The 25,613-nt window shown below is 66.3% G+C and carries 19 protein-coding genes and 1 pseudogene; 12 read left to right on the plus strand and 8 right to left on the minus strand.

What is annotated here, in order from left to right; translation table 11 throughout:
- Nucleotides 1-125: 125 nt before the first annotated feature.
- Nucleotides 126-758, plus strand: a complete 633-nt coding sequence (locus CSEG_RS20290; protein WP_013081105.1) for a DUF4142 domain-containing protein — start codon at nucleotides 126-128, stop codon at nucleotides 756-758.
- A 61-nt stretch (nucleotides 759-819) separates the two neighbouring features.
- Here the strand turns inward: CSEG_RS20290 and CSEG_RS20295 are convergent, their stop codons facing one another.
- Both CSEG_RS20295 and CSEG_RS20300 read right to left on the minus strand, forming a co-directional pair.
- On the minus strand, nucleotides 820-4,407 hold the full coding sequence (locus tag CSEG_RS20295; RefSeq protein ID WP_013081106.1) for an ABC transporter permease/M1 family aminopeptidase: 3,588 nt from the start codon (nucleotides 4,405-4,407) through the stop codon (nucleotides 820-822).
- Between the two features lie 13 nt (nucleotides 4,408-4,420).
- The gene (locus CSEG_RS20300; protein WP_013081107.1) at nucleotides 4,421-5,299 is read right to left on the minus strand and encodes an ABC transporter ATP-binding protein; all 879 of its coding nucleotides are present in this window, start codon (nucleotides 5,297-5,299) and stop codon (nucleotides 4,421-4,423) included.
- 200 nt (nucleotides 5,300-5,499) lie between these two features.
- On the opposite strand from CSEG_RS20300, the gene CSEG_RS20305 reads away from it, so the two are divergent.
- From CSEG_RS20305 to CSEG_RS20315, 3 genes are read left to right on the plus strand one after another with little or no spacing between them, the layout of a single operon-like run.
- Nucleotides 5,500-6,180 (plus strand): fumarylacetoacetate hydrolase family protein, encoded by a 681-nt coding sequence (locus CSEG_RS20305; RefSeq protein ID WP_013081108.1) that lies wholly within the window; start codon nucleotides 5,500-5,502, stop codon nucleotides 6,178-6,180.
- A gap of 7 nt (nucleotides 6,181-6,187) precedes the next feature.
- On the plus strand, nucleotides 6,188-6,820 hold the full coding sequence (maiA, locus tag CSEG_RS20310; protein WP_013081109.1) for a maleylacetoacetate isomerase: 633 nt from the start codon (nucleotides 6,188-6,190) through the stop codon (nucleotides 6,818-6,820).
- Complete coding sequence (locus CSEG_RS20315) at nucleotides 6,821-7,453, plus strand: carbonic anhydrase (protein ID WP_013081110.1); 633 nt, start codon at nucleotides 6,821-6,823, stop codon at nucleotides 7,451-7,453.
- Nucleotides 7,454-7,470: 17 nt separating this feature from the next.
- On the opposite strand, the gene CSEG_RS20320 is transcribed toward CSEG_RS20315, so the two are convergent.
- Entirely contained in the window at nucleotides 7,471-8,298 is an 828-nt protein-coding gene (locus CSEG_RS20320) for a carbonic anhydrase (protein ID WP_013081111.1), read from the minus strand.
- Nucleotides 8,299-8,366: 68 nt separating this feature from the next.
- Complete coding sequence (locus CSEG_RS20325) at nucleotides 8,367-8,840, minus strand: Lrp/AsnC family transcriptional regulator (RefSeq protein WP_013081112.1); 474 nt, start codon at nucleotides 8,838-8,840, stop codon at nucleotides 8,367-8,369.
- 118 nt (nucleotides 8,841-8,958) lie between these two features.
- Between CSEG_RS20325 and ald the strand changes: the two genes are divergently transcribed.
- Nucleotides 8,959-10,071, plus strand: coding sequence for an alanine dehydrogenase (gene ald, locus CSEG_RS20330; RefSeq protein WP_013081113.1), 1,113 nt, complete (start codon nucleotides 8,959-8,961; stop codon nucleotides 10,069-10,071).
- A 40-nt stretch (nucleotides 10,072-10,111) separates the two neighbouring features.
- On the opposite strand, the gene CSEG_RS20335 is transcribed toward ald, so the two are convergent.
- Both CSEG_RS20335 and CSEG_RS20340 read right to left on the minus strand, forming a co-directional pair.
- Entirely contained in the window at nucleotides 10,112-10,816 is a 705-nt protein-coding gene (locus CSEG_RS20335; RefSeq protein ID WP_013081114.1) for a glycosyltransferase family protein, read from the minus strand.
- A gap of 183 nt (nucleotides 10,817-10,999) precedes the next feature.
- Nucleotides 11,000-11,875, minus strand: coding sequence for a bifunctional regulator KidO (locus tag CSEG_RS20340; RefSeq protein WP_013081115.1), 876 nt, complete (start codon nucleotides 11,873-11,875; stop codon nucleotides 11,000-11,002).
- Between the two features lie 57 nt (nucleotides 11,876-11,932).
- On the opposite strand from CSEG_RS20340, the pseudogene CSEG_RS20345 reads away from it, so the two are divergent.
- Nucleotides 11,933-12,950, plus strand: a pseudogene (locus CSEG_RS20345) (XdhC family protein).
- Here CSEG_RS20345 and CSEG_RS20350 read toward each other — a convergent pair.
- Nucleotides 12,947-13,699: a creatininase family protein gene (locus CSEG_RS20350; protein ID WP_013081117.1), complete on the minus strand. Its 753-nt coding sequence runs from the start codon at nucleotides 13,697-13,699 to the stop codon at nucleotides 12,947-12,949. The pseudogene CSEG_RS20345 and the gene CSEG_RS20350 sit on opposite strands and share 4 nt — an antisense overlap.
- Before the next feature lie 140 nt (nucleotides 13,700-13,839).
- Between CSEG_RS20350 and CSEG_RS20355 the strand changes: the two genes are divergently transcribed.
- The 5 genes from CSEG_RS20355 (at nucleotide 13,840) to CSEG_RS20375 (ending at nucleotide 19,505) form a co-directional block, all read left to right on the plus strand.
- Complete coding sequence (locus tag CSEG_RS20355; RefSeq protein ID WP_013081118.1) at nucleotides 13,840-14,790, plus strand: GAF domain-containing protein; 951 nt, start codon at nucleotides 13,840-13,842, stop codon at nucleotides 14,788-14,790.
- Nucleotides 14,791-14,909: 119 nt separating this feature from the next.
- Nucleotides 14,910-16,430 (plus strand): aldehyde dehydrogenase, encoded by a 1,521-nt coding sequence (gene adh, locus CSEG_RS20360; RefSeq protein WP_013081119.1) that lies wholly within the window; start codon nucleotides 14,910-14,912, stop codon nucleotides 16,428-16,430.
- Nucleotides 16,431-16,556: 126 nt separating this feature from the next.
- Nucleotides 16,557-18,485, plus strand: coding sequence for an acetate--CoA ligase (acs, locus tag CSEG_RS20365; protein WP_013081120.1), 1,929 nt, complete (start codon nucleotides 16,557-16,559; stop codon nucleotides 18,483-18,485).
- A 40-nt stretch (nucleotides 18,486-18,525) separates the two neighbouring features.
- Complete coding sequence (locus tag CSEG_RS20370) at nucleotides 18,526-19,080, plus strand: SRPBCC family protein (protein ID WP_013081121.1); 555 nt, start codon at nucleotides 18,526-18,528, stop codon at nucleotides 19,078-19,080.
- Nucleotides 19,077-19,505, plus strand: coding sequence for a thiol-disulfide oxidoreductase DCC family protein (locus CSEG_RS20375; RefSeq protein ID WP_227878867.1), 429 nt, complete (start codon nucleotides 19,077-19,079; stop codon nucleotides 19,503-19,505). Before CSEG_RS20370 ends, CSEG_RS20375 begins: the two co-directional genes overlap by 4 nt.
- Here CSEG_RS20375 and CSEG_RS20380 read toward each other — a convergent pair.
- The gene (locus CSEG_RS20380) at nucleotides 19,502-22,036 is read right to left on the minus strand and encodes an HWE histidine kinase domain-containing protein (RefSeq protein ID WP_013081123.1); all 2,535 of its coding nucleotides are present in this window, start codon (nucleotides 22,034-22,036) and stop codon (nucleotides 19,502-19,504) included. The two genes, CSEG_RS20375 and CSEG_RS20380, sit on opposite strands and share 4 nt — an antisense overlap.
- A gap of 716 nt (nucleotides 22,037-22,752) precedes the next feature.
- Between CSEG_RS20380 and CSEG_RS20390 the strand changes: the two genes are divergently transcribed.
- Entirely contained in the window at nucleotides 22,753-25,605 is a 2,853-nt protein-coding gene (locus CSEG_RS20390; protein ID WP_013081124.1) for a M16 family metallopeptidase, read from the plus strand.
- Nucleotides 25,606-25,613: the final 8 nt, after the last annotated feature.

The following is a 25,613-nucleotide window of genomic DNA, read 5'->3' on the forward strand; positions in this document are numbered from 1 at the left end:
CATGTTCCCCCAGCTTCACGGGAACCGATCACGGCCCCGTGATGTTCTTTGTGGCACGACGGCGAACCGCGGCGCCGAAGTTTGATCCCTCTCTAACAAAAAAGAACCCAGGGAAAGACAGAGCCATGACCCGTCACCTGATGATTGTCGGCGCCGCCGTTGCGGCGCTGAGCCTGGCCGCTTGCGGCCAAAAGACCGATGAAACCAAGGGCGCCGCGACGCCGGCCGAGCAGGCCGCCACGCCGGACGCCAATCCCGCCGCGACCGTGCCGACGCCTTCGGACGAAACCAAGGCCGACGTCTTCGTCGCCAAGGCCGCCGCCAGCGACATGTTCGAGATCGAGGCGGCCAAGATCGCCGCCAAGCGCTCGACCAACCCGTCGATCAAGACCTTCGCGGCCAATATGCAGAAGGCGCACATGAAGACGACCGAGGAGCTGAAGGCCGCCATCGCCGCCTCGGGCGCCGCGATCACGCCGCCGACGATGCTGCCGCAAGACCTCCAGGAAGATCTGGACGACCTCAACAAGGCCGACGCCAAGGACTTCGACAAGAAGTACGCCGACAGCCAGGTCGACGCTCACCAGGCGGCCCTGAACCTGCTGCAGCGCTACGCCCAAGACGGCGACACCGCCGCCCTGAAGTCGTTCGCCGCCGCCACGGCGCCGAAGGTCCAGGAGCACCTGAACATGGCCGAAGGCCTGAAGAACGGCTTCGACACTGGCGAAGATGTCGCCAAGGACAACGCCAAGCACTAGTCCGCTTAGCGCTTCAGAAAAATGCGCCCGCCGCCCCTGTGGAGCGGCGGGCGTTTTCGTATCAGTTCCCGACCGCGACCGTGTTGTCGTCTCCGTTTCGGTCGATCACGGTGTTGTAGGGATCGATCCCAGCGAACTTCGGCTTCTTGGCCACCGTGAAGGTGAAGGTCTGAACGCCGGAGCGGATGGGGCGACGCTCGTAGACCAAGACGTCCTGGGCGTCGAAGCCCTTGTCGCCTGGCTTGGCGCTGAAGAGACCGATTTCCATGGTCTCGTTCAGGGCGGCCGAGGTCTCCTTGCCCTTGCCGTCGGCGTACTTCTTCTGAGCGTCGACCGTGACCGTGACGTCGAACTTGCCGTCGGGCCTGGCTTTCACCGAGGCGGTCTTGGTCTTCAGGTCGTAGAGCGTGATCTTCTCGAAGAGGTCGGTGATCAGCGCCTGCTTGTCCGCCGGCGCTTCGGCGCGAAGGTAGGTCAGGAAGTCGGTCGTGATCGGATAGGGCGCTCCCTTGAAGGCGTACTGGGCGATCAGCTTGCGCAGCGCCCGGTTGACGGCCTCCTCGCCGACCTCGTTCTGCAAGCGGTACATGACCAGCGAACCCTTGCGATAATAGACGTAGGGCTGGTTTTCGACCTTGGCCAAGGGCTGTTCGTCGATCACGTCGCCGCCACGCGCCCGCAGGTAGCTGTCGAGCTCGAACTTCAGGAACTTGCGGATCTGGTCCTCGCCATAGGCGTGCTTCATGACCATCAGCGCGGAATACTGCGCGAAGGTCTCGCTCAGCATCGCCCCGCCTTGCTGGTCGGCGCCAATCACCTGGTGGGCCCACCATTGGTGGCCGATCTCGTGCGCCCCGACATAGGTGACCATGTCGATCTTGGAGGGATCGCGATAGTCCGAGATGAAGAACAGGCCCTCCGACCAAGGAATGGTGTTGGCGAACGACTGGGCGAACTGAGCGTAGTCCGGGAACTCCTGGAAGCGCAGCTGCCGGAACTGGTACGGGCTGAAATTGGCCTGGAAGTAGTCCAGAGACCGCTTCATCCCCGTCTTCATCCGCTCGATGTTCCAGGGGTGCTGAGCGTCGTAATAAACGGCCAGCTCCACGCCCTTATAGGTCTCGCGCGAGACCTGATATCGCGCCGACTGGATCGACACGAAGGGCATGATGGGCGCCTCGGTGACGAAGCGCGCGACGCGGCGGCCATTCCTGACGGTGTCCGACACCTTGTAGCCCGGCGCGATCGGCGTCTGGTCCGCGTCTGTCGAGACCGTGATGTCCGAACTGACGAAGTCGGCGTCCTTACGCAGGCCGTTGAACTGGCGTGACGGGACGTCCCCTAGCTTGGCCATTCGCCGCTCGGGCGGAAGGCCATACTTGCGGCGCTTTGCGCGGTCCTGAAGCAGGCCGTCGCGCGCCATGCCCAACAGCGGCGCGATCTCCATATTGTTCACGAACGTGCCATTGTCGACCACACGGCGTTCTTGGCCGCTGTTTGGGAAGCCTCGCTGGGCGCGCAGGGTGATGAAGCTCATCTTGCGCCGCTCGCCCGGCCGCATCGGCGTATCGAAGGCGAAAATCCGATAGTTGAAGGCTTCGAAGGTCTTCTTTGGCCGAGCGCCCTCGATCGACAGCCCCCGGACCTTCAGGTCGCGATCAAAGCGAACGTGAATTTCCTTCAACGGCGCGCCGGTCTTGTTCTCCAGGACATAGGAGCCCTTGGTCTCGACGCTGGGCGCGTGCGGACGCAGATCCACATCCAACGTCATCGCCACGATCTTCGGCTGCGGCGTGTTCTCGAACGGCAGCAGGGTCTTCTCGTAATCGGCCTGCCATTTCTCGTTGTCGATGCTGGTTCGATAGATGTTCCAGACGTTGGTGTTCACATAGATATAGCCGCCGACGGTCGCGAAGATCGCCAAGGACAGACCCATCAGCACGCCGGCGCCGCCGTTCAGGCGCAGCGGCAGACGACGCAGGCGCGGCAGGAGCCGGCTCTCGGTCCCCCGACGCCACAAGGCGTGAGCGAGCACCAACAGCGCGAGGGCGAAGGCGCTCCAGTACAGGCGGAGCCACCAGGCTCCGATCCAGAACTTGCCCTGGCCGTTCATGTCGGAGAACGGCGTCGGGGTCACTGAGCCGAAGTTGTAGAGCTTGTGCTCAAAACCCAAGTTCACGAACGTAATGGTCGTGATCAGATAGAGCACCATCAGGCCCCAGCCGATGAACTTGTGCGGGCTCAGCGCCTGCAGGAACACAGCCAGCGCCGCCAGCAGGATCCAGTCGACCGACTGCGGCAGCAGGTACCAGAGCAGGTACTTCTGAAGCTCGAAATTGAAGTAGCCGTGCAGCGCTTGGCTCAGCATCCCCGCCAGCACGCTGACAAAGAGCGTCGAGATCAGCACCAAGCTGATCGCCAGGGTCTTAGGCGCGACGAACGCCCAGTCTGGGACCGGGGTGGCGTCGATGATCTCGTGCGTCTTTCGCTCCCGTTCGCGCCAGACCAACTCGCCCGAGTAGTAGATCGCGATGATGATCGGGATGAGGCTGAACGAGCCGAGCAGGGGATCCAGAAGGACGCGGGTGACGGGATAGATCACCCCGCCATAGGTCCCCGCCTCGGTCGCGAACCACAGTGAGCCCATCGCATTCGCCAGGCCCAGGAACAGCAGAACGAAGTAAGCGGGGCTCTTGAACACCTGGCCCATGTCGAGCCGGGTGCGGACCACAAGCTGCGCCCAGGCGGTTCGCCGATCGAACTTTGGCGTGGGCAGGGGGCCGGCCAACGCGGGGGGTGCCGCGTCTTCGCTTTTGCCCTTAGCCGCCTTCACCTTCCGCCGACCCGAAAGGTCCGCCGACTGGAACCGGAAGAGACCGTAGGCCAGCGCCAGGAAGCCCGCCGTCAGGGCGAGGGCGAGGCCGCGGTTGAAGAGGAGCGCCCCGGCCAGCGGTGGAACGAGGCTGTTGCGCTCGCTGGCGGTCCAATAGCGCGTGGCCTGACCGAAGGCGGAGGCTCCCAACGGCTCCCAATAGGCGGCGATCTTGGCGTATTCCGGCCGGCGCAGCGCGATGCCGGCGACGATCCAGAGCACGAGGAAAGCGATCACGCCCACATACGTCCACATCATCGATCGCGTGACCGTGGCCAGGGCGAAGAACAGCGCCGAGGTCAGCAGGATCGTGGGCAGCGCCAGGACGAAATACGAGAAGAGATAGGCGTGCAGGTCGTTGGGGCCGAGGCGCTCTGGATCGATCCAGGGCATGAACGAGCCCAGCCAGATGGCCAGGGGCACGGCCATGAACGAGATCGCCGCCGCCAGGAACGCGCCTGCGAAGCGACCATAGAGGTAGTCGAACTTGCGCACCCGTGTGGAGCGCAGGATCGGCCCGAAGCCGGTCTCGTCGTCGCGAACCACCACGTTGGCCACGAAGGCCGTGGTCACGAACATGTAGAAGATGGACAGGATGATGTGCGTCTGCGCGATGGCGAACGGCGCGTTCTTGTGGATGTTGCCGCCACCGCCGATGCGGATCTGGTCGATCGTCGCCGCCCCGAAGGTCAGCAAGAAGAAGACGGTCGCCACCACCCAGAAGACAGGCGACTTCAGTTGGTAGCGGAGCTCGAAGCCCGCGATCTTGCGAAACATCGTCCGCCCTCCGTCAGGCCGCGCGCCGGGTCGTCGAGAGGGTGGAGAAATAGACATCCTCCAGACCGCCTTCGACCGGCGTGAAGCCGTCGCCCGGATTGTCGTCGGACAGGATGTGGATGACGGTCCGACCCGCCAGCAGGCGGGTGGAGATGACCTTGTAGCGAGCCTTGGCGGCCTCGAGCTCGCTCTTGTCGATGATCTTCTTCCAGATGCGGCCCTTCAGCTTGGCGACCAAGTCGACAGGCGCGCCCTCGCTGACGATACGGCCGTCGCAGATAATCGCCATCGCCGGACACAGATCCGACACGTCCTCCACGATGTGGGTGGAGAGGATCACCACCACGTTCTCGCCGATCTCGGCCAGCAGGTTCAGGAACCGGTTGCGTTCTTCCGGGTCGAGGCCCGCCGTCGGCTCGTCGACGATGATCAGGCGCGGATCGCCGATCAGGGCTTGGGCGATGCCGAAACGTTGGCGCATGCCGCCGGAGAACCCGGCGATGGCCTTCTTGCGCACGTTCCACAGATTGACCTGGTTCAGCAGGTGCTCGACCGTTTCCTTCCGGTCCTTGGCGTTGGCGATCCCCTTCAGGACCGCCATGTGGTCCAGCATGTCGTAGGCAGAGACGCGCGGATAGACCCCGAAGTCCTGGGGCAGGTAACCCAGGGTGCGGCGCAGGAGCTCCGGCGTTTTCAGGACGTCGATGTCGCCGAAACGGATGTGGCCGGACGTCGGTGCCTGCAGGGTCGCGATCGTTCGCATCAAGGTGGACTTGCCCGCGCCATTCGGACCGAGCAGCCCGTACATCCCGCGCGGGATCGTCAGATTGACCTCATCCAAGGCTCTCACGCCGTTGCCGTAGACGTGGGTCAAATTCTCGATGATCAGCATGAACGTTCCGATGCCCCCGTATGCCGCCCAAATATCCCCACACCGTCATGACTCGACGGCGCGGACAGGGGCAAGTGAAAGAACGTTTAGGCGTCCCCTTCAACCTAAGGATTTTTGAGGGGGCCCACAGCCTCGCGACTGGCGCGCTGCGCGCGCGACGAGGGTTTTTACGAGCGCGGTTTGGGTCTACAGGAGGCGCCATGACGACTTATGCCTTTCCTCCGCACGCCATCCCGACGGTCCCGGTGGAGGGATCGAACGCGGCCTTCCCGGTTCGAAGGATTCTCTGCGTCGGCCGGAACTACGCCGCGCACCGACGGGAAATGGGCGGCGACGAACGCGATCCGCCGTTCTTCTTCGCCAAGCCCGCGGACGCGGTGGCGCCCTTGCGTCATGAAATTCCCTATCCGCCCGCGACCAGCGACCTGCACCACGAGATCGAACTCGTCGTGGCGCTGAAGGCCGGCGGCTCGGATCTGACGCCCGAGCAGGCGCTCGACTGCGTGTTCGGCTATGCGGTGGGCGTCGACCTGACGCGGCGCGATCTGCAAGGCGCGGCGAAAGCCAAGGGCCAGCCCTGGGAAGCCGGCAAGGCGTTCGACGCCAGCGCCCCGATCAGCGCTATCCGGGTCATGGGCCCGCCCGCGCCCGAGGCCGCGGTGACCCTGTCTGTCAACGGCGCGGAGCGCCAGCGCGGCCAGATCGGCGACATGATCTGGAACGTCGGCGAGGTGATCGCCAAGGCCAGTGCGCTTTGGACTCTCGCGGCCGGCGACCTGATCTTCACCGGCACGCCGGAAGGCGTCGGCGCCATTGCGCGGGGCGATGCTGTGACAGGCGAGGTCGAGGGCGTCGGCCGTCTGGAATTCACCCTGGTGTGAGGCGGGCATGAAGCTCATTCTGCATAGCGCCAAGCGCGCCAGCGCGCCGTATCGGGTGCGGATCGGCCTCAATCTCAAGGGCCTCGCCTTCGACTTGCATCCGGTCGACCTGGTGGCGAACGCCCATCAGTCGGAAGACTATCGCAGCCTCAACGCCCAGGCCCTGGTGCCAACGCTCGAGGTGGACGGGCGGCCTCTGACCCAGAGCCTGGCGATCCTGGAGTGGCTGGACGAGACCTTTCCTCAGCCCCGTCTCCTGCCGGCCGATCCGTTTGACCGCGCCGCCGTCCGGGCCATGGCCGAGATCATCGCCTGCGACATTCATCCGCTGAACAACCTGCGGATTCTGCGGGCGCTGACCGCGCTCGAGGTTGGCGAGGCCCAACGCAACGCCTGGGCTTCGCGATGGATCTCCGACGGCTTTTCCGCGTTGGAGCCGATGGTCGCCCGCCACGGCGGCGCTTTCGCCTTCGGTGACGACCCGGGCCTCGTGGATTGTCTTCTGGTGCCGCAAGTGTTCAACGCCGGCCGCTTCAATGTGGACCTCTCGCCGTTCCCAGCGATCCAAGCCGCCGCCGCCCGCGCGGCGTCGCACCCGGCCATCGCGGCCGCACACCCTGATCACCATCCGGAGCGCTAGATGCTTGAGGATCTGAAAGCCAAGAACGCCGCCTGGTCGAAGAGCAAGACCCAGGTCGATCCCGACTTCTTCAAGCGCCTGGAAGGCCAGCAAAGCCCGGAATACCTCTGGATCGGCTGCAGCGACAGCCGCGTTCCGGCCAATGAGATCGTCGGCCTGGATCCGGGTGAACTGTTCGTGCACCGCAACGTCGCCAACCTCGCGCCGCCGCAGGACGCCAACTATCTCAGCGTGCTGCAGTTCGCGGTCGACGTGCTGAAGGTTAAGCACATCATGGTCGTCGGCCACTACGGCTGCGGCGGCGTGGCGGCTGCGATCGACGGTCAACGCCGCGGCCTCGTCGACCACTGGCTGCACCCGATCCGCGAGGTCCACGCCGAGCATAAGCACGAGCTGGAACAGATTCCGGAAAAGCGGGCCATGCTCGATCGGCTGACCGAGCTGAACGTGGCCCGCCAGGTGCGCAACGTCGCCGCCGACGTCTTCGTCCAGGACGCCTGGGCGCGCGGCCAATCGCTGGCCGTGCACGGCTGGGTCTATTCGCTGCACGACGGCCTGGTCACCGACCTCGATATCGGTATCGCCAACCTGGCCGACTATGAACGCGTCGTCGCGGAATCGATGGCCAGCTAAGCTGCCGGCCTTCGGCGTCAGGCGTCGAAGGCCACGGTTCCCATGGTCAGATCATAGCAGGCCGAAACGATCTTGAGCCGGCCTTCCTCCATGCGTTCGGCCAGCGTGCCGTCAGACACTTTCAGGCGGCGAGCGATGTCGCGGACGTTCTGGCGAATGGCCGCGTCCTGAAGGTCGGCCGGATGCTGTTCCTCGGCCTCCATCACGGCCGGCAGGATCGGCAGCACCATCTCGTGCAGGGCGCCATGCAATTCGGCGTGCTTGGTGGCGACATCCACCGCCGCGCCGACCGCGCCGCACTTGGTATGGCCCAGGACGACAATCAGCGGCGCGCCCAGGTGCTCCACCGCGTAGACGATCGAGCCTAGCCCTTCCCGGCTGACGGTCGAGCCCGCCACGCGAACCACGAACAGTTCGCCCAGATTGCAGTCGAAGATCAGCTCCGGCGCGGCACGGCTATCCGAGCAGCCGATGATAACGGCGAAGGGCTTCTGTCCCTTCGCCAGTTCGGCCACGCGGGTCATCGAGGGCAGCGAGATGTTGGCCCCGCCTCGCGCGAAAATGGCGTTGCCCTGCTTCAGGCGCCCCAGCGCCTCGTCCGGGCTGATGGCCATGGCCGCCTCGGCGGCGTGGGGCGCATGGGCCGGCTCCGCCTCCATCGGCTTGACCGTCGTCAGCGCCTTATCCAGCGCGGCCTTGTCGGTGGCCTGGTGCTTCAGAGCCCGCGAAGTGCGCCGGCCCTTTTTGGTCAGGAGGCTGGGCGAGCCACCTTCGCCCTCGGCGAAAGCAAAGGCCGGCGCAGCCACGCCAATGAGAGCGCCCAGCAGCAGTCGTCTCGAAACCATGTCGTCCCCCGACGTCGATGTCGGGAAGCAGCTAAACCATAACGGCTCTAAGGAACGTTAATCTGAGGCTACAGCGGCAATTCAACGCGCTTGACCACGGTGCGCATGGCGATGCTGGAGCTGACCCGCACCACGCCGGGAATCCGGGTCAGTTCCTGAGCGTGGACCCGTTCGAGGTCATCGACGTCACGCACGACCAGACGCAGCAGGTAGTCCGATCCGCCCGTCATCAGGTAGCACTCGGCGACCTCGCGCACACCGGCGATCGCCTTTTCGAAGGCGCTCAACGCCGACTCCGCCTGGGACGACAGGGTGACGGTCACGAAGACGCTGAGGGGCAAGCCGACGGCGCGCTCGTCGATCACCGCGGCGTAGCGGCTGATCACCCCGGCCTCCTCCAGGGCCCGCACGCGACGAAGGCAGGCGGACTCGGAAAGATTCACCGCCTCGCCCATTTCCACATAGCTGGCTCTCCCCCGCCTCTGCAGGAGGTTGAGGAGCTTCCGGTCGAAACCATCGAGGTTGGCGGTGGGTTTCGTCATGCTTGGCCTATCTGGCGCAGGAATCCTGCATCACGGTAGCCTCAAAGCATGAAATCACCAAGGAAACTGCGCTGATCGAAGCGCAGAATTCCAGGAAAGCGGCTTTGGAGGAAGCATCATGCGGGTTGGCGTCCCATCAGAGATCAAACCGGGCGAGCACCGCGTCGGCCTGACGCCGACGGCCGTCCGCGAATATGTCGCCCATGGACATACCGTGCTGGTCCAGTCGGGCGCCGGGCTCGGCGCTGGCTATGCCGACGAGGCCTATGTGAGGGCCGGCGCGACCATCGCCTCCGACGCCGCCGCTGTGTTCGCGGGCGCGGACATGATCGTGAAGGTCAAGGAACCGCAGAAGGTCGAGTGGGAAAAGCTCGAACCGCGCCACATCCTGTTCACCTACCTGCACTTGGCGCCCGATCCCGCCCAGACCGAAGGCCTGCTGAAGAGCGGCTGCGCGGCCATCGCCTACGAGACCGTCACCGACGCCCGCGGCGGCCTGCCCCTGTTGGCGCCGATGTCGGAAGTCGCCGGCCGGATCGCGGTCTTCTCCGCCGCCGAGACGCTGCTCAAGCACAACGGCGGCATGGGCCTTCTGCTCAGCGGCGTGCCCGGCGTCCCGCCGGCGCGCGTGGCCGTCCTGGGCGGCGGCGTGGTCGGCAGCAACGCCGCCCGCATGGCCGCGGGCCTGGGCGCCGAGGTCGTGGTGCTGGAGCGCTCCATCCCGCGCATGCGGGAACTGGACGACCTCTACCAGGGTCGCATCCTGACCCGCTACTCGACCTTCGCCGCCGTCGAGGATGAAATCCTCAAGGCGGACGTGGTGATCGGCGCTGTGCTGACCGCCGGCGCGGCCGCGCCCAAGCTGGTGCGCCGCGAGCACCTGAAGCAGATGAAGCCGGGCTCGGTGCTGGTCGACGTGTCGATCGACCAGGGCGGCTGCTTCGAGACCAGCAAGCCGACCACCCACGCCGAGCCGACCTACACGGTCGACGGCGTGGTTCACTACTGCGTGGCCAATATGCCAGGCGCGGCGCCGCGCACGTCGTCGGAAGCGTTGGGCAACGCCACGCTGCCGTTCGGTCTGGCGCTTGCCGACAAGGGCCTCGACGCCCTGAAGGCCAACGTCCACCTGGCGCGCGGCCTCAACGTGTTGAAGGGCGAATTGACCCATCCCGCCGTCGCCGAAGCGCTGGGCAAGACGTCAATCGACCCCTACGGCGCGTGGAAATAGTTTGAACGGGTCTCCCCGGCGCTGGCCCGGGGAGAGCTCATCACGCCGCGAAACGGGCGATGTCCTGTCGGCTGCCGATCAGGTCCAGCACGTCGTTCATCCGGAAGCCCGGATCCACAGGGTGCAGGGCGTCATAGACCGAGCGGGCGAAAGCCAAGTCGGCTGCGGTCTTGACCCGCCAGTCGAGACGCGACCAATCGCGGGGCGCCGTCAGATGCGCTTGGCTCCAGCGGCCGGGTTGGCTGCGGATCGCGGCGGTCGGCGAGATGCGCGCCATCGGATCGCGCTCCTCGGCGGCGGCGGCTTGCAGCGCGCCAGCCTTGATCACCTCGACCTCGAGGCCGGCGGGATAGGTCTGCCGGACCCGGTTGGAAGTGTAGTCGGCGCCGCTGGCCAGGGCCAGGCGCACCGCCTCATCGATGACGCCCGGATCGATGAACGGCGCGTCGCCCTTGAGGCGGACGACATGACTCACCGAACTGATCGTCTCGGCGCAGCGGGCGATGCGCGCCAGGATGTCTGCGCCGGCGCCGCGATGCGCCGTGTAGCCGCGCGAAACCAGGAAGCCAGCCAAAGCGTCGTCGACCGTGTCGGCGCTGGTCGCGACAATGATCTTGGAAAGGCAACGCGCGCCGCGCAGGCGCTCCAGCTGGCGGATGATCATCGGCTCGCCGCGAAGCGTGGCCATCGACTTGCCCGGCAGTCGAGTGGACCCCATGCGGGCCTGCAGCACGGCGAGGATCATATCGCGTCTCTCCCTCAGTTGGGATCAAGCTAGGCTTTAAGTCTTAAAATCCGAGTGAACCATAGGGTTAATGGGCGTTAGCGAGCGTCGCCGCGGACCTCGTCCGAGATCCTCAGCCTTGGGCATTGTCGAAGATGATTCTAGCGACGCGCCAGAGGATGAAGCGCGTCGACCGGGCATGGCTCAGGCGACCCAACGTCGCGGGTCGAGCGCGACGGGATCGTCGATCGCCATCTCGTCCCAGTCGAGATCCGGCGGCGGGCTCGAGGCGGCCGCCACCACCGCCGACAGTTCGGCGGCCGAGTTCACGCCGACCAGAACGGCCGAGCCCTCGGGGCGCGACAGAGCGAAGCCCAGCGCAGCCTGGAGCGGATCCGAACGCCCTTCGGCGATCATGCGGCGCACGCGCGACAGCCGGCCCGAGGCGCCTTTCAGCTGAGCGGGGACACGGTCGGGCGGCAGGAACAGCAGGCCGTTGAGGAAGATCGAGCGCAGGTGGACCTCGACGCCCATGCCGGCGATGCGCTGCAGCGAACCGTCAGCCAGCAGGCGCTGGTCGAGCAGGCTGGCGGGCGCTTGCAGGATATCGGGCTTGAAGCGCTTGGCGACGCCGACCGGGTCGTCCGAGGCGTGCGCCGCGACACCGACCTTGGCGAACAGCCCCTGATCTTTCAGGCGCTGGAGGCGCTCCCAGAGCGCCGGACCATGCGCGCCAAACAGTTCGGACGGCGAATGGACGATGATCGCATCCGCGCGCTCGACGCCCAGTCGGCGCAGCGTGGCGCGAGCCTCGGCCTCGACATAGTCCGGTCCGCGATCGGCGCGGCCGGCGGCGAGGGTGATACGGAACGGCGTCGGCCGCGGCAGCAGTTCGCCCAGGATGGTTTCGGCGCGGCCAAACAGGCCCGAAGCATCGAGAACCGACAGGCGCGCGCGAGCGGCGATATTCAAAATGTCGCGCGTCTCGGCGTCGGGCGAGCGGCCGCGAGGAGCGGAACCGCTTCCGTCGAGGCCGAACTGCGCGGCCGCGAGACCCAATTTTGAGACCGAAATGGACATGCCATCCGTGCGCGAAATCACTAATCGAAGATCGACGGTACGCGCCAAGGTTTGAACATGAGGTTTCTGGAACCTTGCCGAGGAGTTAAAGTTGGTCCCAATGATGAACCATCGCTATGACGACGCATGGCCGATGCACGGCATGGTCGACGACGCTCGCCCGGCCTTATCGGAGGCGCTTTCGAAGGGGGCGGCGGCGCTCGCCACGATCGTTTCGCTGGGCGACGGCGGCCCCCGTCCCGTGGGGACGCAGATGGTGTTCGGCGAAGGGATCGTTTCTGGCTTCCTATCCGGTGGCTGCATCGAGGCTGACGTTGAGGGCCACGCGCGGGCGTGCCTGTCCGATGGACGTCCTCGCCGCCTCGTCTACGGCGAAGGAAGCCCCTGGCCCGACATTCGCCTGTTGTGCGGCGCGAGGATCGAAATCCTGGTCGAACGGATCACGCCGGAAGAAGCGGCGGTCCGAACGCTTCTCGACCTCGCCCAGCGGCGGCTTCCGGCGTTCTGGATCAGCGACGGGTCTCGCCGCCTTTGCGCCGAGGAACCCCTAGCGACCTGGAGCGGCGCTTTCGAGCGCGCCTATGACCCTCAACCACGGCTCATCGTCGTCGGAGGAGATCCCACGGCCCTCGCCGTGGCCAGCCTGGGCGCGCAAGCGGGCTTCGAGACCACGCTTGTTCGTCCCAAAGGTCCGTCTTCGCCCCCGGCGCTCGCCGGCGTGGCCTATCGTCGCGACGGCGTCGAGACGGCCTTGATCGACATCGGCCTCGACGCCTGGACGGCGGTCGCGGTCTGCGGTCACGAGCCCGAGCAGGACCACGCCGCCTTGTTGGCCGCCCTGCCCTCGGATGCGCCTTATGTGGGCCTGCTCGGCGCTCGACGCCGGCTTCCCGAGCGCCTGGCGCGCCTCCGCTCCGATGGCCTGTCGGAGCGCGATCTCGCAAAGCTTCGGGCGCCGATCGGCCTCGACCTGGGCGGCAAGGCGCCGTTCGAGGTGGCGGTGGCGGTGATCGGCGAGGTGATGGCCGCGCGCCATGGCCAGCCGGCCTTGGCGCGACACCCCCTCGGCGTCTAGCCCGGGGTCGCCTCGGCCGAAAAGGCCTCGAGATCCTCAATCAGCGACTTGGCGGCCAGGTCGACCAGCGCGCCACCTTTCTCGGGCGTGGCCTGGGCCGGATCCGAACCCATCCGCCCGTCGGCGTAGCGCGCGCGGAAATCCAGCGCCTCGCGGATTGGCCCGGTGGGCGCGATCCGGGGCTCGTAAGCGGCGGTCTTGATGGTCTGGGGGTAGGCCCACTGGGTCACGGCGATCTCGGACGGCGTGGCGTGGCTGCCGTGACCGGTCGGAAACTGGCTGTTGGCCAGAGCATTGACGCCGGCGAGGTCCCACCAGTTCTTCAGCTTCAGCGCGAACGGCGCCCGCTCCTTGCGGAAGCTGTAGTCGGCGTAGATCTCGGAGAAGGCGGCCTCGATCGAAGCGACATTGCCGCCGTGGCCGTTCAGGAAATAGATACGCTTGAAGCCATGGGCGCCGAGCGAGCGCACCCAATCGCCGATCGCGGCGATGAAGGTCGAGGGGCGCAGGAAGATGGTGCCGGGGAACGCCAGGTGGTGCTGGGCCATGCCGATGTTGAAGGTCGGCGCCACCAACACCTTGTCAGCCCGTTTGTGGGCCTCGTGGGCGATGATCTCCGGGCAAAGCCAGTCCGTGCCCAACAGGCCCGTCGGCCCATGCTGCTCGTTCGAGCCGATCGGCACCACGACCGTCTGGCTGGTCTTTAGATAGGCTTCGATCTCGGCCCAGGTGGACAGCGCGAGCAGCATGAGAGAACTCCAGGAGAACGCAGCCTCGGTTTAAGCCCAAACAGGGGACCGGGCACGTAAAATGCCGTATTGCGCGATCGACGGACGTGGCGTCATGCTCAAGGTCTGGATGGGGGACACTCGTCCGCGGAGGAAACGCTATGGCCGAAGGCCATGCCGAAAGGGTTCTTTCGGTGCTGCGCGACGGCGTCGCGCCGGCCCTGTCGCCGATCGCCGCCTCGTGGCGACGGTGCCTGACCCAGCATAACCTGGATCCAGAAAACCGAAGGCCGCCCGAGACCCTTACGGGCGCGGAGCTACGCTTCGCGCAGGCCCGCATGGGCCCGCTGCTAGCCGCGGCCCAGGACAATCTCGACGCCCTGTTCCAGGCGTTGGGAGACGCCGGCTGCTGCGTACTGCTGACCGACGCCGATGGGGTGCCCGTCGACCGCCGGGGCGCGGAGAGCGACGACGCAGTCTTTCGCCGCTGGGGCCTTTGGGAAGGGGCGGTGTGGAGCGAGGCGCGCGAAGGTACGAACGGCATCGGCACCTGCCTGACCGAACAGCGCGTGCTGACGGTCCACCGGGACCAGCACTTCCACACCCGCAATATCGGCCTCTCCTGCACCGTCGCGCCACTGTTCGATCCGACCGGACGTCTCGCGGGGGCTCTCGATGTCTCTTCCTGTCGTCCAGGCATCGAGGCCCTGACCGGAATGGTCGAGCGCATCGTCACCGACGCCGCCAGGCGGATCGAGGTCAAGGCTTTCCGCGAGGCCTTCCCAACCGCCCGGATCGTTCTGCTGCCCGAAACGGGCGCTGAACGCGCCTCTGTCCCGATGCTCGCGGTTGACGGTGACGATGTCGTACTCGGCGCGACCCGGGCGGCCCGCCAAGCGCTGAAATTGAGCGACGAGACGTTGCGACGCGGGCTCGCGTCGCCCGACCGTTCGACCGACTTGGACGAGGCCGAGCGCTCCGCCGTCCGCCGGGCCCTCAATCAAGCCGGCGGTAATGTCTCCGCGGCCGCCAGCCTTCTGGGCCTGTCGCGCGCCACGCTAAACCGCAAGCTCCAGAGGCTCGACCTGAAACGCGGTCGGGAATTTCACTGAACGTGTCTCAGATCTGAGACACATCACCCTCCAGCCTTCGTGGAATAGCTTCGCTGAGCGCCGCGACAAGTCGCAGACTTCCTACCAGAGCCCGCCGGAAAGGCGGCATGGAGGAAACCATGACCAAACCCGAATTCATCGAGTCCTTGTCGCGCCCGCCGTTCAAGGCGCGCTACGACAATTTCATTGGCGGCCAGTGGGTCGCACCGGCCGACGGCCGTTACTTCGACAACAGCTCGCCGATCCACGGCAAGAAGATCTGCGAGATCGCCCGCTCGCAGGACGTCGATATCGAGCGCGCCCTGGACGCGGCCCACGCCGCCAAGGCCGCGTGGGGCAAGACGAGCCCCGCCGATCGCTCGCGCATCCTGTTGCACATCGCCGACCGGATGGAGGAGAACCTCGAGGTCCTGGCGACGGCGGAGACCTGGGACAACGGCAAGCCGATCCGCGAGACCCTGGCCGCCGATATCCCGCTAGCGATCGACCACTTCCGCTACTTCGCCGGCTGCCTGCGCTCGCAGGAGGGCTCGATCTCCGAGATCGATCACGACACCATCGCCTATCACTTCCACGAACCCCTGGGCGTGGTCGGACAGATCATTCCCTGGAATTTCCCGCTGCTGATGGCCTGCTGGAAGCTCGCCCCGGCCCTGGCGGCCGGCAACTGCGTGGTGCTGAAGCCGGCGGAGCAGACCCCCGCCTCTATCATGGTCTGGGCCGAGCTGATCGGCGACTTGCTCCCCGCCGGCGTCCTCAACATCGTCAATGGCTTCGGAATCGAGGCCGGCAAGCCCCTGGCCTCCAGCCCGCGCATCGCCAAGATCGCCTTCACCGGCGAGACCTCCACCGGGCGGCTGATCATGCAGTACGCCAGCCAGAACCTGATCCCGGTGACGCTGGAACTGGGCGGTAAGTCGCCGAACATCTTCTTCGACGACGTCGCCCGCGAGGACGACGATTATTTCGACAAGGCTCTTGAGGGCTTCACTATGTTCGCCCTGAACCAAGGGGAGGTCTGCACCTGCCCGAGCCGCGCGCTCGTGCAAGAGTCGATCTACGAGCGGTTCATGGAAAAGGCCCTCAAACGGGTGAACGCCGTGGTCCATGGCAGCCCGCTCGACCCCGCGACCATGATCGGCGCCCAGGCCTCCGAGGAGCAGCTGAACAAGATCCTCGGCTACATGGACGTCGGCCGCGAGGAGGGCGCAAAGCTGCTGACCGGCGGCCACCGCAAGGTCCTGCCGGGTCAGCTGGCCGACGGCTACTACGTCGAGCCAACGGTCTTCGAGGGCCACAACAAGATGCGGATCTTCCAGGAGGAGATCTTCGGCCCCGTCCTAGCCGTCACCACCTTCAAGACCGAAGAAGAGGCGCTGGCGATCGCCAACGACACCGCCTTTGGTCTTGGGGCTGGCGTTTGGAGCCGCGACGCCAACCGTTGCTACCGCTTTGGCCGCGGCATCGAGGCGGGCCGGGTTTGGACCAACTGCTATCACGCCTATCCGGCCCACGCGGCCTTCGGCGGCTATAAGCAGTCGGGCGTGGGCCGCGAGACCCACAAGATGATGCTGGACCACTACCAGCAGACCAAGAACCTGCTGGTCAGCTACAGCCCGAAGGCTCTGGGCTTCTTCTAGTCCGACCTCGATCTCTGGGCGGCCGGGCCGGACGCGAGAAACCTAAATGGTCTTCTTGCGCCCGGTGCTTGGCTTCGCCTATTCCGACGGCAATAATACTAAGGGAGTGAGCGGGTGAGCGACGGCATGCTGTTTCCGGTTCCTAAGGCCTGGGGCGAGCGCGCCCACCTTGACGCCGACGCTCTGGCGGCTGCGCGGCGACGCGCCAATGAAGATCCTCATGGCTACTGGAAGGACCTGGCGGGCCGCCTCGACTGGATCACGCCGCCGACCAAGATCAAGGACGTCTCCTTTCACGAAGAGGACTTCCGAATCCGCTGGTACGAGGACGGCGTCCTCAATGTCTCGGCCAACTGTATCGACCGGCACCTGCCCCATCGCGCCAATGAAGTCGCGCTGATCTGGGAGGGCGACGACCCCGCCGCCTCGCGCAAGATCACCTACGCCGAACTGCACGAGCAGGTTTGCCGCATGGCCAACGTGTTCAAGGCGCATGGCGTGACCAAGGGCGACCGGGTCACCATCTACCTGCCCATGATCCCGGAGGCGGCCTACGCCATGTTGGCTTGCGCCCGGATCGGCGCGATCCACTCGGTGGTGTTCGCCGGCTTCTCGCCCGACAGCCTGGCCGGCCGCATCAATGACTGCGACTCCAAGCTGGTGATCACCGCCGACGAAGGCGTGCGCGGCGGTAAGCGCATTCCGTTGAAGCTGAACGTCGACGCCGCGGTCGCCCATTGCCCCGGCGTGGAGAAGGTCCTGGTCGTCACCCGCACGGGCGCCAGCGTCCCGCTGACCGCCGGCCGCGACGTGATCTACGAGCACGCCGCCGCCAAGGCCTCGATCCACTGCGCCCCGGAGCCGATGAGCGCGGAGGATCCCCTGTTCATCCTCTACACCTCAGGCTCGACGGGTAAGCCCAAGGGCGTGCTGCACACGACGGGCGGCTACCTGGTCTGGGCCAGTTGGAGCCATGAGGTGGTGTTCGACTATCGCCCCGGCGAAATCTACTGGTGCACGGCCGATGTGGGCTGGGTCACCGGCCACACCTACATCGTCTACGGCCCGCTCGCGAACGGCGCGACCAGCTTGATGTTCGAGGGCGTGCCGAACTATCCCTGCAACAGCCGCTTCTGGCAGGTGATCGACAAGCACAAGGTCGAGATCTTCTACACCGCTCCGACGGCCTTGCGGGCCCTGATGCGCGAGGGCGAGGCGCCGGTGGAGCGCACCTCGCGCGCGTCCCTGCGCCTGCTGGGCAGCGTGGGCGAGCCGATCAATCCCGAGGCCTGGCTCTGGTATCATCGCGTGGTTGGCGAGAGCCGTTGCCCCATCGTCGACACCTGGTGGCAGACGGAGACCGGCGGAACCCTGATGACTCCGCTTCCGGGCGCCGACGCGCTGAAGCCGGGCTCGGCCTGCGGCCCGATGCCGGGTGTGAAACCCGAACTCGTCGACGCCGAGGGCGTGGTCCTGGAAGGCGCGACCGAGGGCAACCTCGTCATCACCGACAGCTGGCCCGGCCAGATGCGGACCGTCTATGGCGACCACCGCCGCTTCTTCGAGACCTATTTCTCGACCTATCCCGGCAAGTACTTCACCGGCGACGGCTGCCGCCGCGACGCTGACGGCTACTACTGGATCACGGGGCGCGTTGACGACGTGCTGAATGTCTCGGGCCACCGCCTAGGCACCGCCGAGGTGGAGAGCGCCCTGGTCGCCCATCCACGCGTCGCGGAGGCGGCCGTCGTCGGCTATCCGCACCAGATCAAGGGCCAGGGCATCTATTGCTACGTGACCCTGAACGCCGGGGTCACACCCAGCGAAGCCTTGCGCAAGGAGCTGACAGACTGGGTCCGACGCGAAATCGGGCCGATCGCGACCCCGGACGTCATCCAGTGGGCGCCAGGCCTTCCAAAGACCCGCTCGGGGAAAATCATGCGCCGCATCCTGCGCAAAATCGCCGAGAACGAGCTGGAGAGCCTGGGCGACACCTCGACCCTGGCCGATCCGTCAGTGGTGGACGACCTCGTCCAGAACCGCGCCGGCGCGTGAGGCCTGACGAAAATCACGTCGAAGCGTTAGCTTCGGCGTGATGCGCTTGATCGTCCTCGCCCTCAGCCTTTCCACCACCCTCGCCACATCTGTCGTGGGCGCGGAGGGCGACGAACGCGGTGGAGACGTCGAGGTGTCGATGCGGCAGGACGCGCAAGGCCACGGCGTGGTTCAGGCGCGCACCGAGATCGCCGCGCCGCCCGAGGTGGTCTATCGCACCTTGCTCGATTGCGACCGCGCCGCCCGGATCATGCCGGGCGTCCGACGGTGCAAGGTCGTTTCGTCGGACGCCGCGGGCGAGATTCGCGAACACGTGGTCCGCTTCAGCTTCTTCCTGCCGCCCTTGCGCTCGACCTCGCGGGTGACGCTGGAGCCGAACCGTCTGATCCGCTTCACCTGTATCCGCGGCGACATCCGCGCCTGTGAAGGAGCGTGGCGTTTGACGCCCATCGACGGCGGGCGACGCACGCAGGTGGCTTATGACTTCTGGGCGAGCCCGCCGTTCGGCCTGCCGATCGATCTGGTGGGGCGCATGATGCGGCGGAGCGCGCCGGCGGCGTTGCAGGCCCTTCGTCGCGAATGCGAGCGGCCGTGACGCCAGAAGCCGATCAGGCCCCCGACGGCCTCATGCTGTTCGACGGCGCATGCAACCTCTGCAACGGCGCGGTGCGAGCGGTGATGGCGATCGATCGCGAGGGCGCGATCCGGTTCGTCCCCCTTCAGACGCCCTATGGCCTAGAGCTCGCCGCGCTTCACGGCGTGGACCCGGCTTCGCCCGAAAGCCTCGTCTTTCTCGACCAAGGCCGACCGCTCACGAAGACGGCGGCGTTCGGGGCTATATTCCGACGGACTCCGCCGCCTTGGCGTTGGCTCGCGGTCGTTGACCGCCTGCCTCGCGGCGTGACCGACCGCGTCTACGACTGGGTCGCGCGCAATCGCTACCGTTTCTTTGGGCGTCATGAGCGCTGCATGGTCCCCACGGAAAGCCAACGCGCCCGGTTCCTGACAGGGGAGCCCTAGAACAGGGCTGCGACGCTTTCGGCGCTATAGGGCTTTTGTAGAACCGGCGTGTCCCGGAAGCGGTCGGGGAAAGCCGCGCTATCGCCAAAGCCCGTTCCGAACGCGAACGGCACGCCTGCGATCTGCAACGCCTCGGCGATCGGAAAGCTGGTCTCCGCGCCGAGATTGACGTCGAGAATGGCGAAGGGCGGCAAATCCTCGTCCAAAGCCTCCAAGGCTTGGGAAACGCTCGAGGCCACCATGACCTGCTTGACGCCCAGACGCGTCAGCATGTCCTCGAGGTCCAGCGCGATGATCATGTTGTCTTCCACCACCAGCATGCGCTCCGGCGCGCGCACGGGGGTGTCGGCGCGCTTGGCCTTTGCGGCGGTCACTTCGACCCCCTCGGTGGTCACATAGCGGGCGGGAATGCGCATGCGCACCCGAACTCCCTCGGGTCGATAGTCCAGCGCGACCTCGCCATCGAGATCATGGGGTATGGAATGCTCGATGATCGTTGAGCCGAAGCCCCTGCGCGTGGGCGGCTTGACCGTCGGGCCGTCACGCTCGCTCCAGTCGATGATCAGGTCGCCCCGCGCATCGCTTTTCCACTCGACCGTCACATAGCCGCGCTGATCGCACAACGCGCCGTACTTGGCCGAGTTCGTCATCAGCTCGTGGATGACGAGCGACAGAATCGAGAAGGCGTCCGGCGCCAGCGCCGTAGGCGCTCCCTTCAGCCGCACGCGATCGGCCTTGTCGCTGAGATAGGCCTCCGCTTCGGCGGTGATCAGGTCGCTCAGCGCGCCAGGGCCCCATTGATGGCGCGTGATCTGGTCGTGCGCGCGCGCCAAGGCCTGGACGCGCCCGCCCACCACCTCGGCGAACTGCTCGACGGTCGACACGCCCGCCCGGCTCTGACTGATCAGTCCGCGGATCAAGCCCAGGATGTTGCGGACCCGGTGGTTCAGTTCGGCGATCAGCAGCTCCTGCCGCTGATTGGCCCGCTGGCGTTCTTCATCGGCCAAGTCGGTCAGGCGGAAGACGATCTCCAGGAGGCTGACGCGCATGCTCTCGGCGAGAAAGCGCTCCACCTGGGTCCAGGGGCGGCTCTGCCCCCTCACCGTCTCCTCCCAGGCCTCGAAGCTCTTTCGCGGCGTCAGGCGGTCGCCCATCGGGCCAACCTGGACCAGCTTCGCGGGTTTGCCGGCCCAGACGACGGTCTGGGCCTCCTCCTTGCGGAAGAAGATCAGATAGTCTCGGGGCGCGCGCGACAAAGGCACCGCCATCATGCCCGCCGCCTTGCCGGCCCAGGACACGGCGGACGGCAGAAGCGAGCCGATCTCGCTGGTGGCGAACACCGTGTGGGTGTCCTTCTCGCGCAGCAGTCGAATGAGCGCGTGGACGTTGCTGGCGTCGGGCGTGGAATCCCGCAACGTCAGCCGCCCTTCCAGCCACAACGCCAGACCATCGCACTGGACCAGCCGGCACAGGTCGTCGAGATAGGGACTGAGCGTGTCGGAGCCCTGCGGGGATCCGACGACCGTCGCCATCATCCGGTCGTGCAGAGCCCGCGCCTCGGCGTGCCGGCGCGTCTCGATCTCGCGCTCGCGGCTCTCGAGCGTCAGGGAGAACAGCTGCCCAAACAGCTCCGCGGCGGTGCGGCGCTCATAGCTGATGTGCTTGGGCGCGTAGTGATGGCAGGCGAACAGCCCCCAAAGCTTCCCATCGCGCAGGATCGAGATCGACAGAGAGGCCGCGACCCCCATGTTGCGCAGGTACTCGATATGGATCGGCGACACGGCCCGCAACATGCTCATGGACAGATCCACGGGCTCGCCGGTGACGCTGATCCGCGGCACGATCGGCGAAACCTCGGCGTCGATATCCGCGATGATCCGCAGCCAATTGCGTTCGTAGAGGGCGCGCGCCTGGGCGGGGATGTCGGACGCGGGATATCGCTGTCCCAGGAACGAGCCGATGCCGGGCCGGACGGACTCGGCGATGACCTCGCCCGCGCCGTCATGGCCGAAGCGATAGATCATCACCCGGTCGAATTCCGTCAGCGCGCGCACCTGGCGGGCGGCTTCGTGGCAGAATTCCTCGAAGCTCGATCTTGCAGCGATCCGCATGGTCATCGAACGAACCGCCGAAGCCGCCTCTATCAGGGCCTCGGTCTGGCTGGGCTCGCCCTCAATAATCAGCATGCGGCCGGAATAGTGCAGCGCCAGGTCGAAGTCCTCGCCGCCGTCGACCAGCGGCAGGCCAAAGATCCGCTCCACGGCGTCGGCGCCGCGCATGATCTGCAGACGGCCTCGGATGGCGTGGAGGGCGTGGGCGCTGACGACTTGGGTTAGAGGATTGCCGACAAGATCCGCGGGAGAGTCGCCCAGATAACGCAGGGTCGTGGTCGAGGCGTGAACGATCAGCCAGTCGGTGTCGACCGCCAGCAGGAAGCCAAAAGGCTGCACCCCGCCAAGGATGTGGATCGGTTCACGATCGCAATTGGTCAGGTCGACTTCAAATCCGGGCATGGGCGCCGGCTCGGACATTCAGGACTCCAGGCGAGGCGACTGTCTCGAACGCGGCCGAGAAACACTGAAACCCATATCGCGCACCCGCGATGGCCTCGTCTGTCCGCAAGCCGACTCTCGGTTGGCCTTCAAGCCACGCCAGAAAGGACCGCCAGAGGTCAGCGTCATCGCCATGGGTCAGATACCCAATCGGCAGATCCGGTCCCGCACGGCGGACACGGCGCGCCAGGAAACGCGCGCCCAGCCTCGAGCCCTCAAGCACGTAAAGAAGGCCTACGCCGAAGGCGCGCGATGGCGTGGACGGGACTGTGATGGGCGGCGATGGAAGACCCATGGCGGCCAAGTCACGCGCCAACGTGGCGCGCCGGCTTCGTTCAGGCCAATCGCCTATCCAGGCTTCGACGCCCGCCAGCTCCAAGGCCAGCTCCAGAGGCGTCAGAGCGGCGGCGGAGGCCGAAAGGAACCGCCCGTATCCTGAGACGCTTTCGAAATCCAAGGCCGCAGCCATCGCGTCCAACGCCGCGTGATCGCTAGATGTGGCCGCGCGTAAGCGGTCGCGAAGCAAGGTTTCAGACAAGCAGCCCCCACACTCGCGACCCACCACGGGGGAGACGAGACGAACGTCTTGAACGACCTTTGGGCGTTTCGGTTCCAGCCAAATGACAGCTCGGTAAGGTTTATCTCGAAATCGAGAGTGCTAGGGTCCAACGCGACTGTTCAGGAGATCCTCGCGCATGATCCGCACCGCCAAGTTCGCCTTCGTGGCGGCCGCTCTCTCGACCACGGCGCTTTCGCCCGTGGCTCTGGCGGCGGCGACCGCGCCCACAAAACCCCAGGTCGCGGCTGCGTCGATCAAGGCGCCGCCGATCGTCTATCAGCAGCGCGTCCTCTCGAACGGGATGAAGGTCTTCACCTCGCGCGACGCCACAACTCCGAACGTTTCGGTGCAAGTCTGGTACGGCGTTGGCTCCAAGGACGATCCGCGCGGTCGCTCCGGCTTCGCGCACCTCTTCGAACACCTGATGTTCAAGGCCACGCGCAACATGCCCAGCGAGACGCTGGACCGCCTGACCGAGGATGTCGGCGGCTTCAACAACGCCTCGACCTGGGACGATTTCACCAACTACTACGAGGTTGCGCCCGCCAACCACCTGGAACGCCTCCTCTGGGCGGAGTCCGACCGTCTGAAGTCGCTGGTGATCGACGAGAACGTGTTCTCCTCGGAGCGCGACGTCGTGAAGGAAGAGCTGCGCCAGCGCGTCCTTGCCGATCCCTATGGTCGCTTCTTCGCGCTCTCGATTCCCCAGCAGTCGTTCACGACACACCCCTACCAACGCCCGGGCATCGGCTCGATCGAGGAGCTGGACGCCGCCACCGTCGACGACGTGCGCGCCTTCCACCAGACCTTCTACCGGCCGGATAACGCCGCCCTGATCGTCGTGGGTAATTTCGATCAGGCCAAGCTGGATGCGATGATCGACCAGTACTTCGGCGGAATCGCCAAGCCGGCCGGCGACATTCCCAAAGTCACCGTCGTCGAGCCGGCGCGCTCAGGCCCGAAGACCGTGAGCACCTACGGTCCGAACGTACCGCTGCCCGCCCTTGCGATCACTTGGCTGGCGCCGGCCGCCGCCGACAAGGACGCTCCGGCCCTGACCGTGCTCGACGCCATCCTGTCGGCCGGCAAATCCTCGCGCCTCTACGACAGCCTCGTCTATGAGCAGAAGATCGCCCAGTCGGTCTTTTCCAGCGCCCCCAACAACGCTCAGCCGGGCCTCTTCTATGTCGGCGCGATCATGGCCGGCGGCAAGACGGTGCAGCAGGGCGAGACCGCCCTGCGCGCCCAGGTCGCCCGCCTTCGCGACGGCTTGATCACGCCGGCCGAGCTCGCTGAAGCTAAAGCGGGGCTGCTGGCCGATGCGGTCCGCCGCCGCGAAGAGATTGACGGCCGCGGCTTCGCCATCGGCTACGCCCTGATGACCGAGGGCGACGCCGCCCGCGCCAACGCCAATCTGGCCGCGCTGCAGGCGGTCACGGCCACGGACGTTCAGCGCGTGGCGCGCAAGTATCTGGCCGACGACAAGCGCACTGTGATCCGATACCTGCCGGAGAAAGACCGTCCGGCGGGTGAGAAGGACGCCACGCCGCCAATCCCGAAGGTCGCTTCGGTGAAATACGACGGCCCCGTCACTACGCTTGCGCCGGAAGGCGAGCGCCAGGCGCCGCCGCCGATCGCTCCGCCCATTCCGGCGACACTGCCGACACCGGCGGAAAAGACGCTGGCCAACGGCTTGCGGGTCATCGTGGCCAAGTCCAGCGACCTCCCCCTGATCACCGCAGACCTGACGGTGCGCGGCGGCGCGAGTTCCGACCCCACGGGTCTGGCGGGTGTTTCCAGCCTGACCGCCGAATTGCTGACGGAAGGCACGGCCACGCGTTCCGCGACCCAGGTCGCGCGCGAGACCGAGGCTCTGGGCGCCAACCTCGAAGCTGGTTCGGGGTGGGAGGCGGCTTCGCTGACCCTGAGCGTCACTGAGAACAACGCCGCGCCCGCCATGACCATCATGGCCGACGTGGCGCAGAATCCAGCCTTCGCGGCGACCGAACTCGACCGGGTCCGCGCCGAGACGCTCGACAGCCTGTCCGTCGCCTATCAGCGCCCCGGCAGCCTCGCCAGTTTCGCCGCCGCACCGGTGCTCTATGCGGGCTCGTCGTACGGCCATGTAGCGGGGGGCACGCCGGGCTCGCTGCCGAAGATCAAGCGCACGGACCTCGCCAAGACGCACTCGGCTTATTGGCGGCCCGACAACGCCGTCCTGGTGCTGACCGGCAACCTGACGCCCGAAGCCGGCTTCGCTCTGGCCGAGAAGGCGTTCGGCGATTGGAAGAAGCCCGCCTCGCCGGCGCCCGCGCCCCCCGCCGCCCCCAGCGGCTACCAGCCTCGCAACGTGGTCATCGACCTGCCCGGCACAGGCCAGGCGGCCGTGGTTCTCGCCAAGCCGGCGATCACCCGCACCGACCCGAACTACTATCAAGGCGTCGTGGCCAACACGGTCCTGGGTGTGGGCTTCTCCTCGCGCTTGAACCAGGAAATCCGCATCAAGCGCGGCCTTTCCTATGGCGCCGGCTCCAGCCTGACGCCCCAGGGGCGCTTCGGCGGCTTCTCCGCGCGGGTGCAGACCAAGAACCCGTCAGCGGCGGAGGTGGTGTCGTTGACGCGCGCCGAGCTGACCCGTCTGGCCTCCGAACCGGCCACGGCCGGCGAACTGACCGCGCGCAAATCGGTGCTGGTCGGTGGTTTCGGCCGCGATCTCGGTACGTCGGAAGGCCTGGCCAATATCCTCGGCAATCTCGCCGTCTACGGTGTGCCGCTGACGGAAATCCAGACCTACGCCGCCAAGGTCGAGGCGGTGACGCCGGAAGAGGTGCAGGCTTTCGCCAAGACTCAACTGGATCCCGCCCAGATGAGCGTGATCGTCGCGGGCGACGCCAAGGCCATGGGCGAGGACCTCGCCAAGGTGGCCCCCAACGCCACGGTGATCCCGGCCGCCAAGCTCGACCTCGACAGCCCGACCTTGGCTAAATGACGAAGGGC

Origin of the sequence: Caulobacter segnis ATCC 21756 (genome assembly GCF_000092285.1) — a bacterium.
Classification (GTDB): Bacteria; Pseudomonadota; Alphaproteobacteria; order Caulobacterales; family Caulobacteraceae; genus Caulobacter; species Caulobacter segnis.

Excerpts from the sequence above, each read along its gene's own strand:
- CSEG_RS20290 (WP_013081105.1), top strand. The coding sequence starts at position 126 with ATGACCCGTCACCTGATGATTGTCGGCGCCGCCGTTGCGGCGCTGAGC.
- CSEG_RS20295 (WP_013081106.1), bottom strand. The coding sequence starts at position 4,407 with ATGTTTCGCAAGATCGCGGGCTTCGAGCTCCGCTACCAACTGAAGTCG.
- CSEG_RS20300 (WP_013081107.1), bottom strand. The coding sequence starts at position 5,299 with ATGCTGATCATCGAGAATTTGACCCACGTCTACGGCAACGGCGTGAGA.
- CSEG_RS20305 (WP_013081108.1), top strand. The coding sequence starts at position 5,500 with ATGACGACTTATGCCTTTCCTCCGCACGCCATCCCGACGGTCCCGGTG.
- maiA (WP_013081109.1), top strand. The coding sequence starts at position 6,188 with ATGAAGCTCATTCTGCATAGCGCCAAGCGCGCCAGCGCGCCGTATCGG.
- CSEG_RS20315 (WP_013081110.1), top strand. The coding sequence starts at position 6,821 with ATGCTTGAGGATCTGAAAGCCAAGAACGCCGCCTGGTCGAAGAGCAAG.
- CSEG_RS20320 (WP_013081111.1), bottom strand. The coding sequence starts at position 8,298 with ATGGTTTCGAGACGACTGCTGCTGGGCGCTCTCATTGGCGTGGCTGCG.
- CSEG_RS20325 (WP_013081112.1), bottom strand. The coding sequence starts at position 8,840 with ATGACGAAACCCACCGCCAACCTCGATGGTTTCGACCGGAAGCTCCTC.
- ald (WP_013081113.1), top strand. The coding sequence starts at position 8,959 with ATGCGGGTTGGCGTCCCATCAGAGATCAAACCGGGCGAGCACCGCGTC.
- CSEG_RS20335 (WP_013081114.1), bottom strand. The coding sequence starts at position 10,816 with ATGATCCTCGCCGTGCTGCAGGCCCGCATGGGGTCCACTCGACTGCCG.
- CSEG_RS20340 (WP_013081115.1), bottom strand. The coding sequence starts at position 11,875 with ATGTCCATTTCGGTCTCAAAATTGGGTCTCGCGGCCGCGCAGTTCGGC.
- CSEG_RS20350 (WP_013081117.1), bottom strand. The coding sequence starts at position 13,699 with ATGCTGCTCGCGCTGTCCACCTGGGCCGAGATCGAAGCCTATCTAAAG.
- CSEG_RS20355 (WP_013081118.1), top strand. The coding sequence starts at position 13,840 with ATGGCCGAAGGCCATGCCGAAAGGGTTCTTTCGGTGCTGCGCGACGGC.
- adh (WP_013081119.1), top strand. The coding sequence starts at position 14,910 with ATGACCAAACCCGAATTCATCGAGTCCTTGTCGCGCCCGCCGTTCAAG.
- acs (WP_013081120.1), top strand. The coding sequence starts at position 16,557 with ATGCTGTTTCCGGTTCCTAAGGCCTGGGGCGAGCGCGCCCACCTTGAC.
- CSEG_RS20370 (WP_013081121.1), top strand. The coding sequence starts at position 18,526 with ATGCGCTTGATCGTCCTCGCCCTCAGCCTTTCCACCACCCTCGCCACA.
- CSEG_RS20380 (WP_013081123.1), bottom strand. The coding sequence starts at position 22,036 with ATGTCCGAGCCGGCGCCCATGCCCGGATTTGAAGTCGACCTGACCAAT.
- CSEG_RS20390 (WP_013081124.1), top strand. The coding sequence starts at position 22,753 with ATGATCCGCACCGCCAAGTTCGCCTTCGTGGCGGCCGCTCTCTCGACC.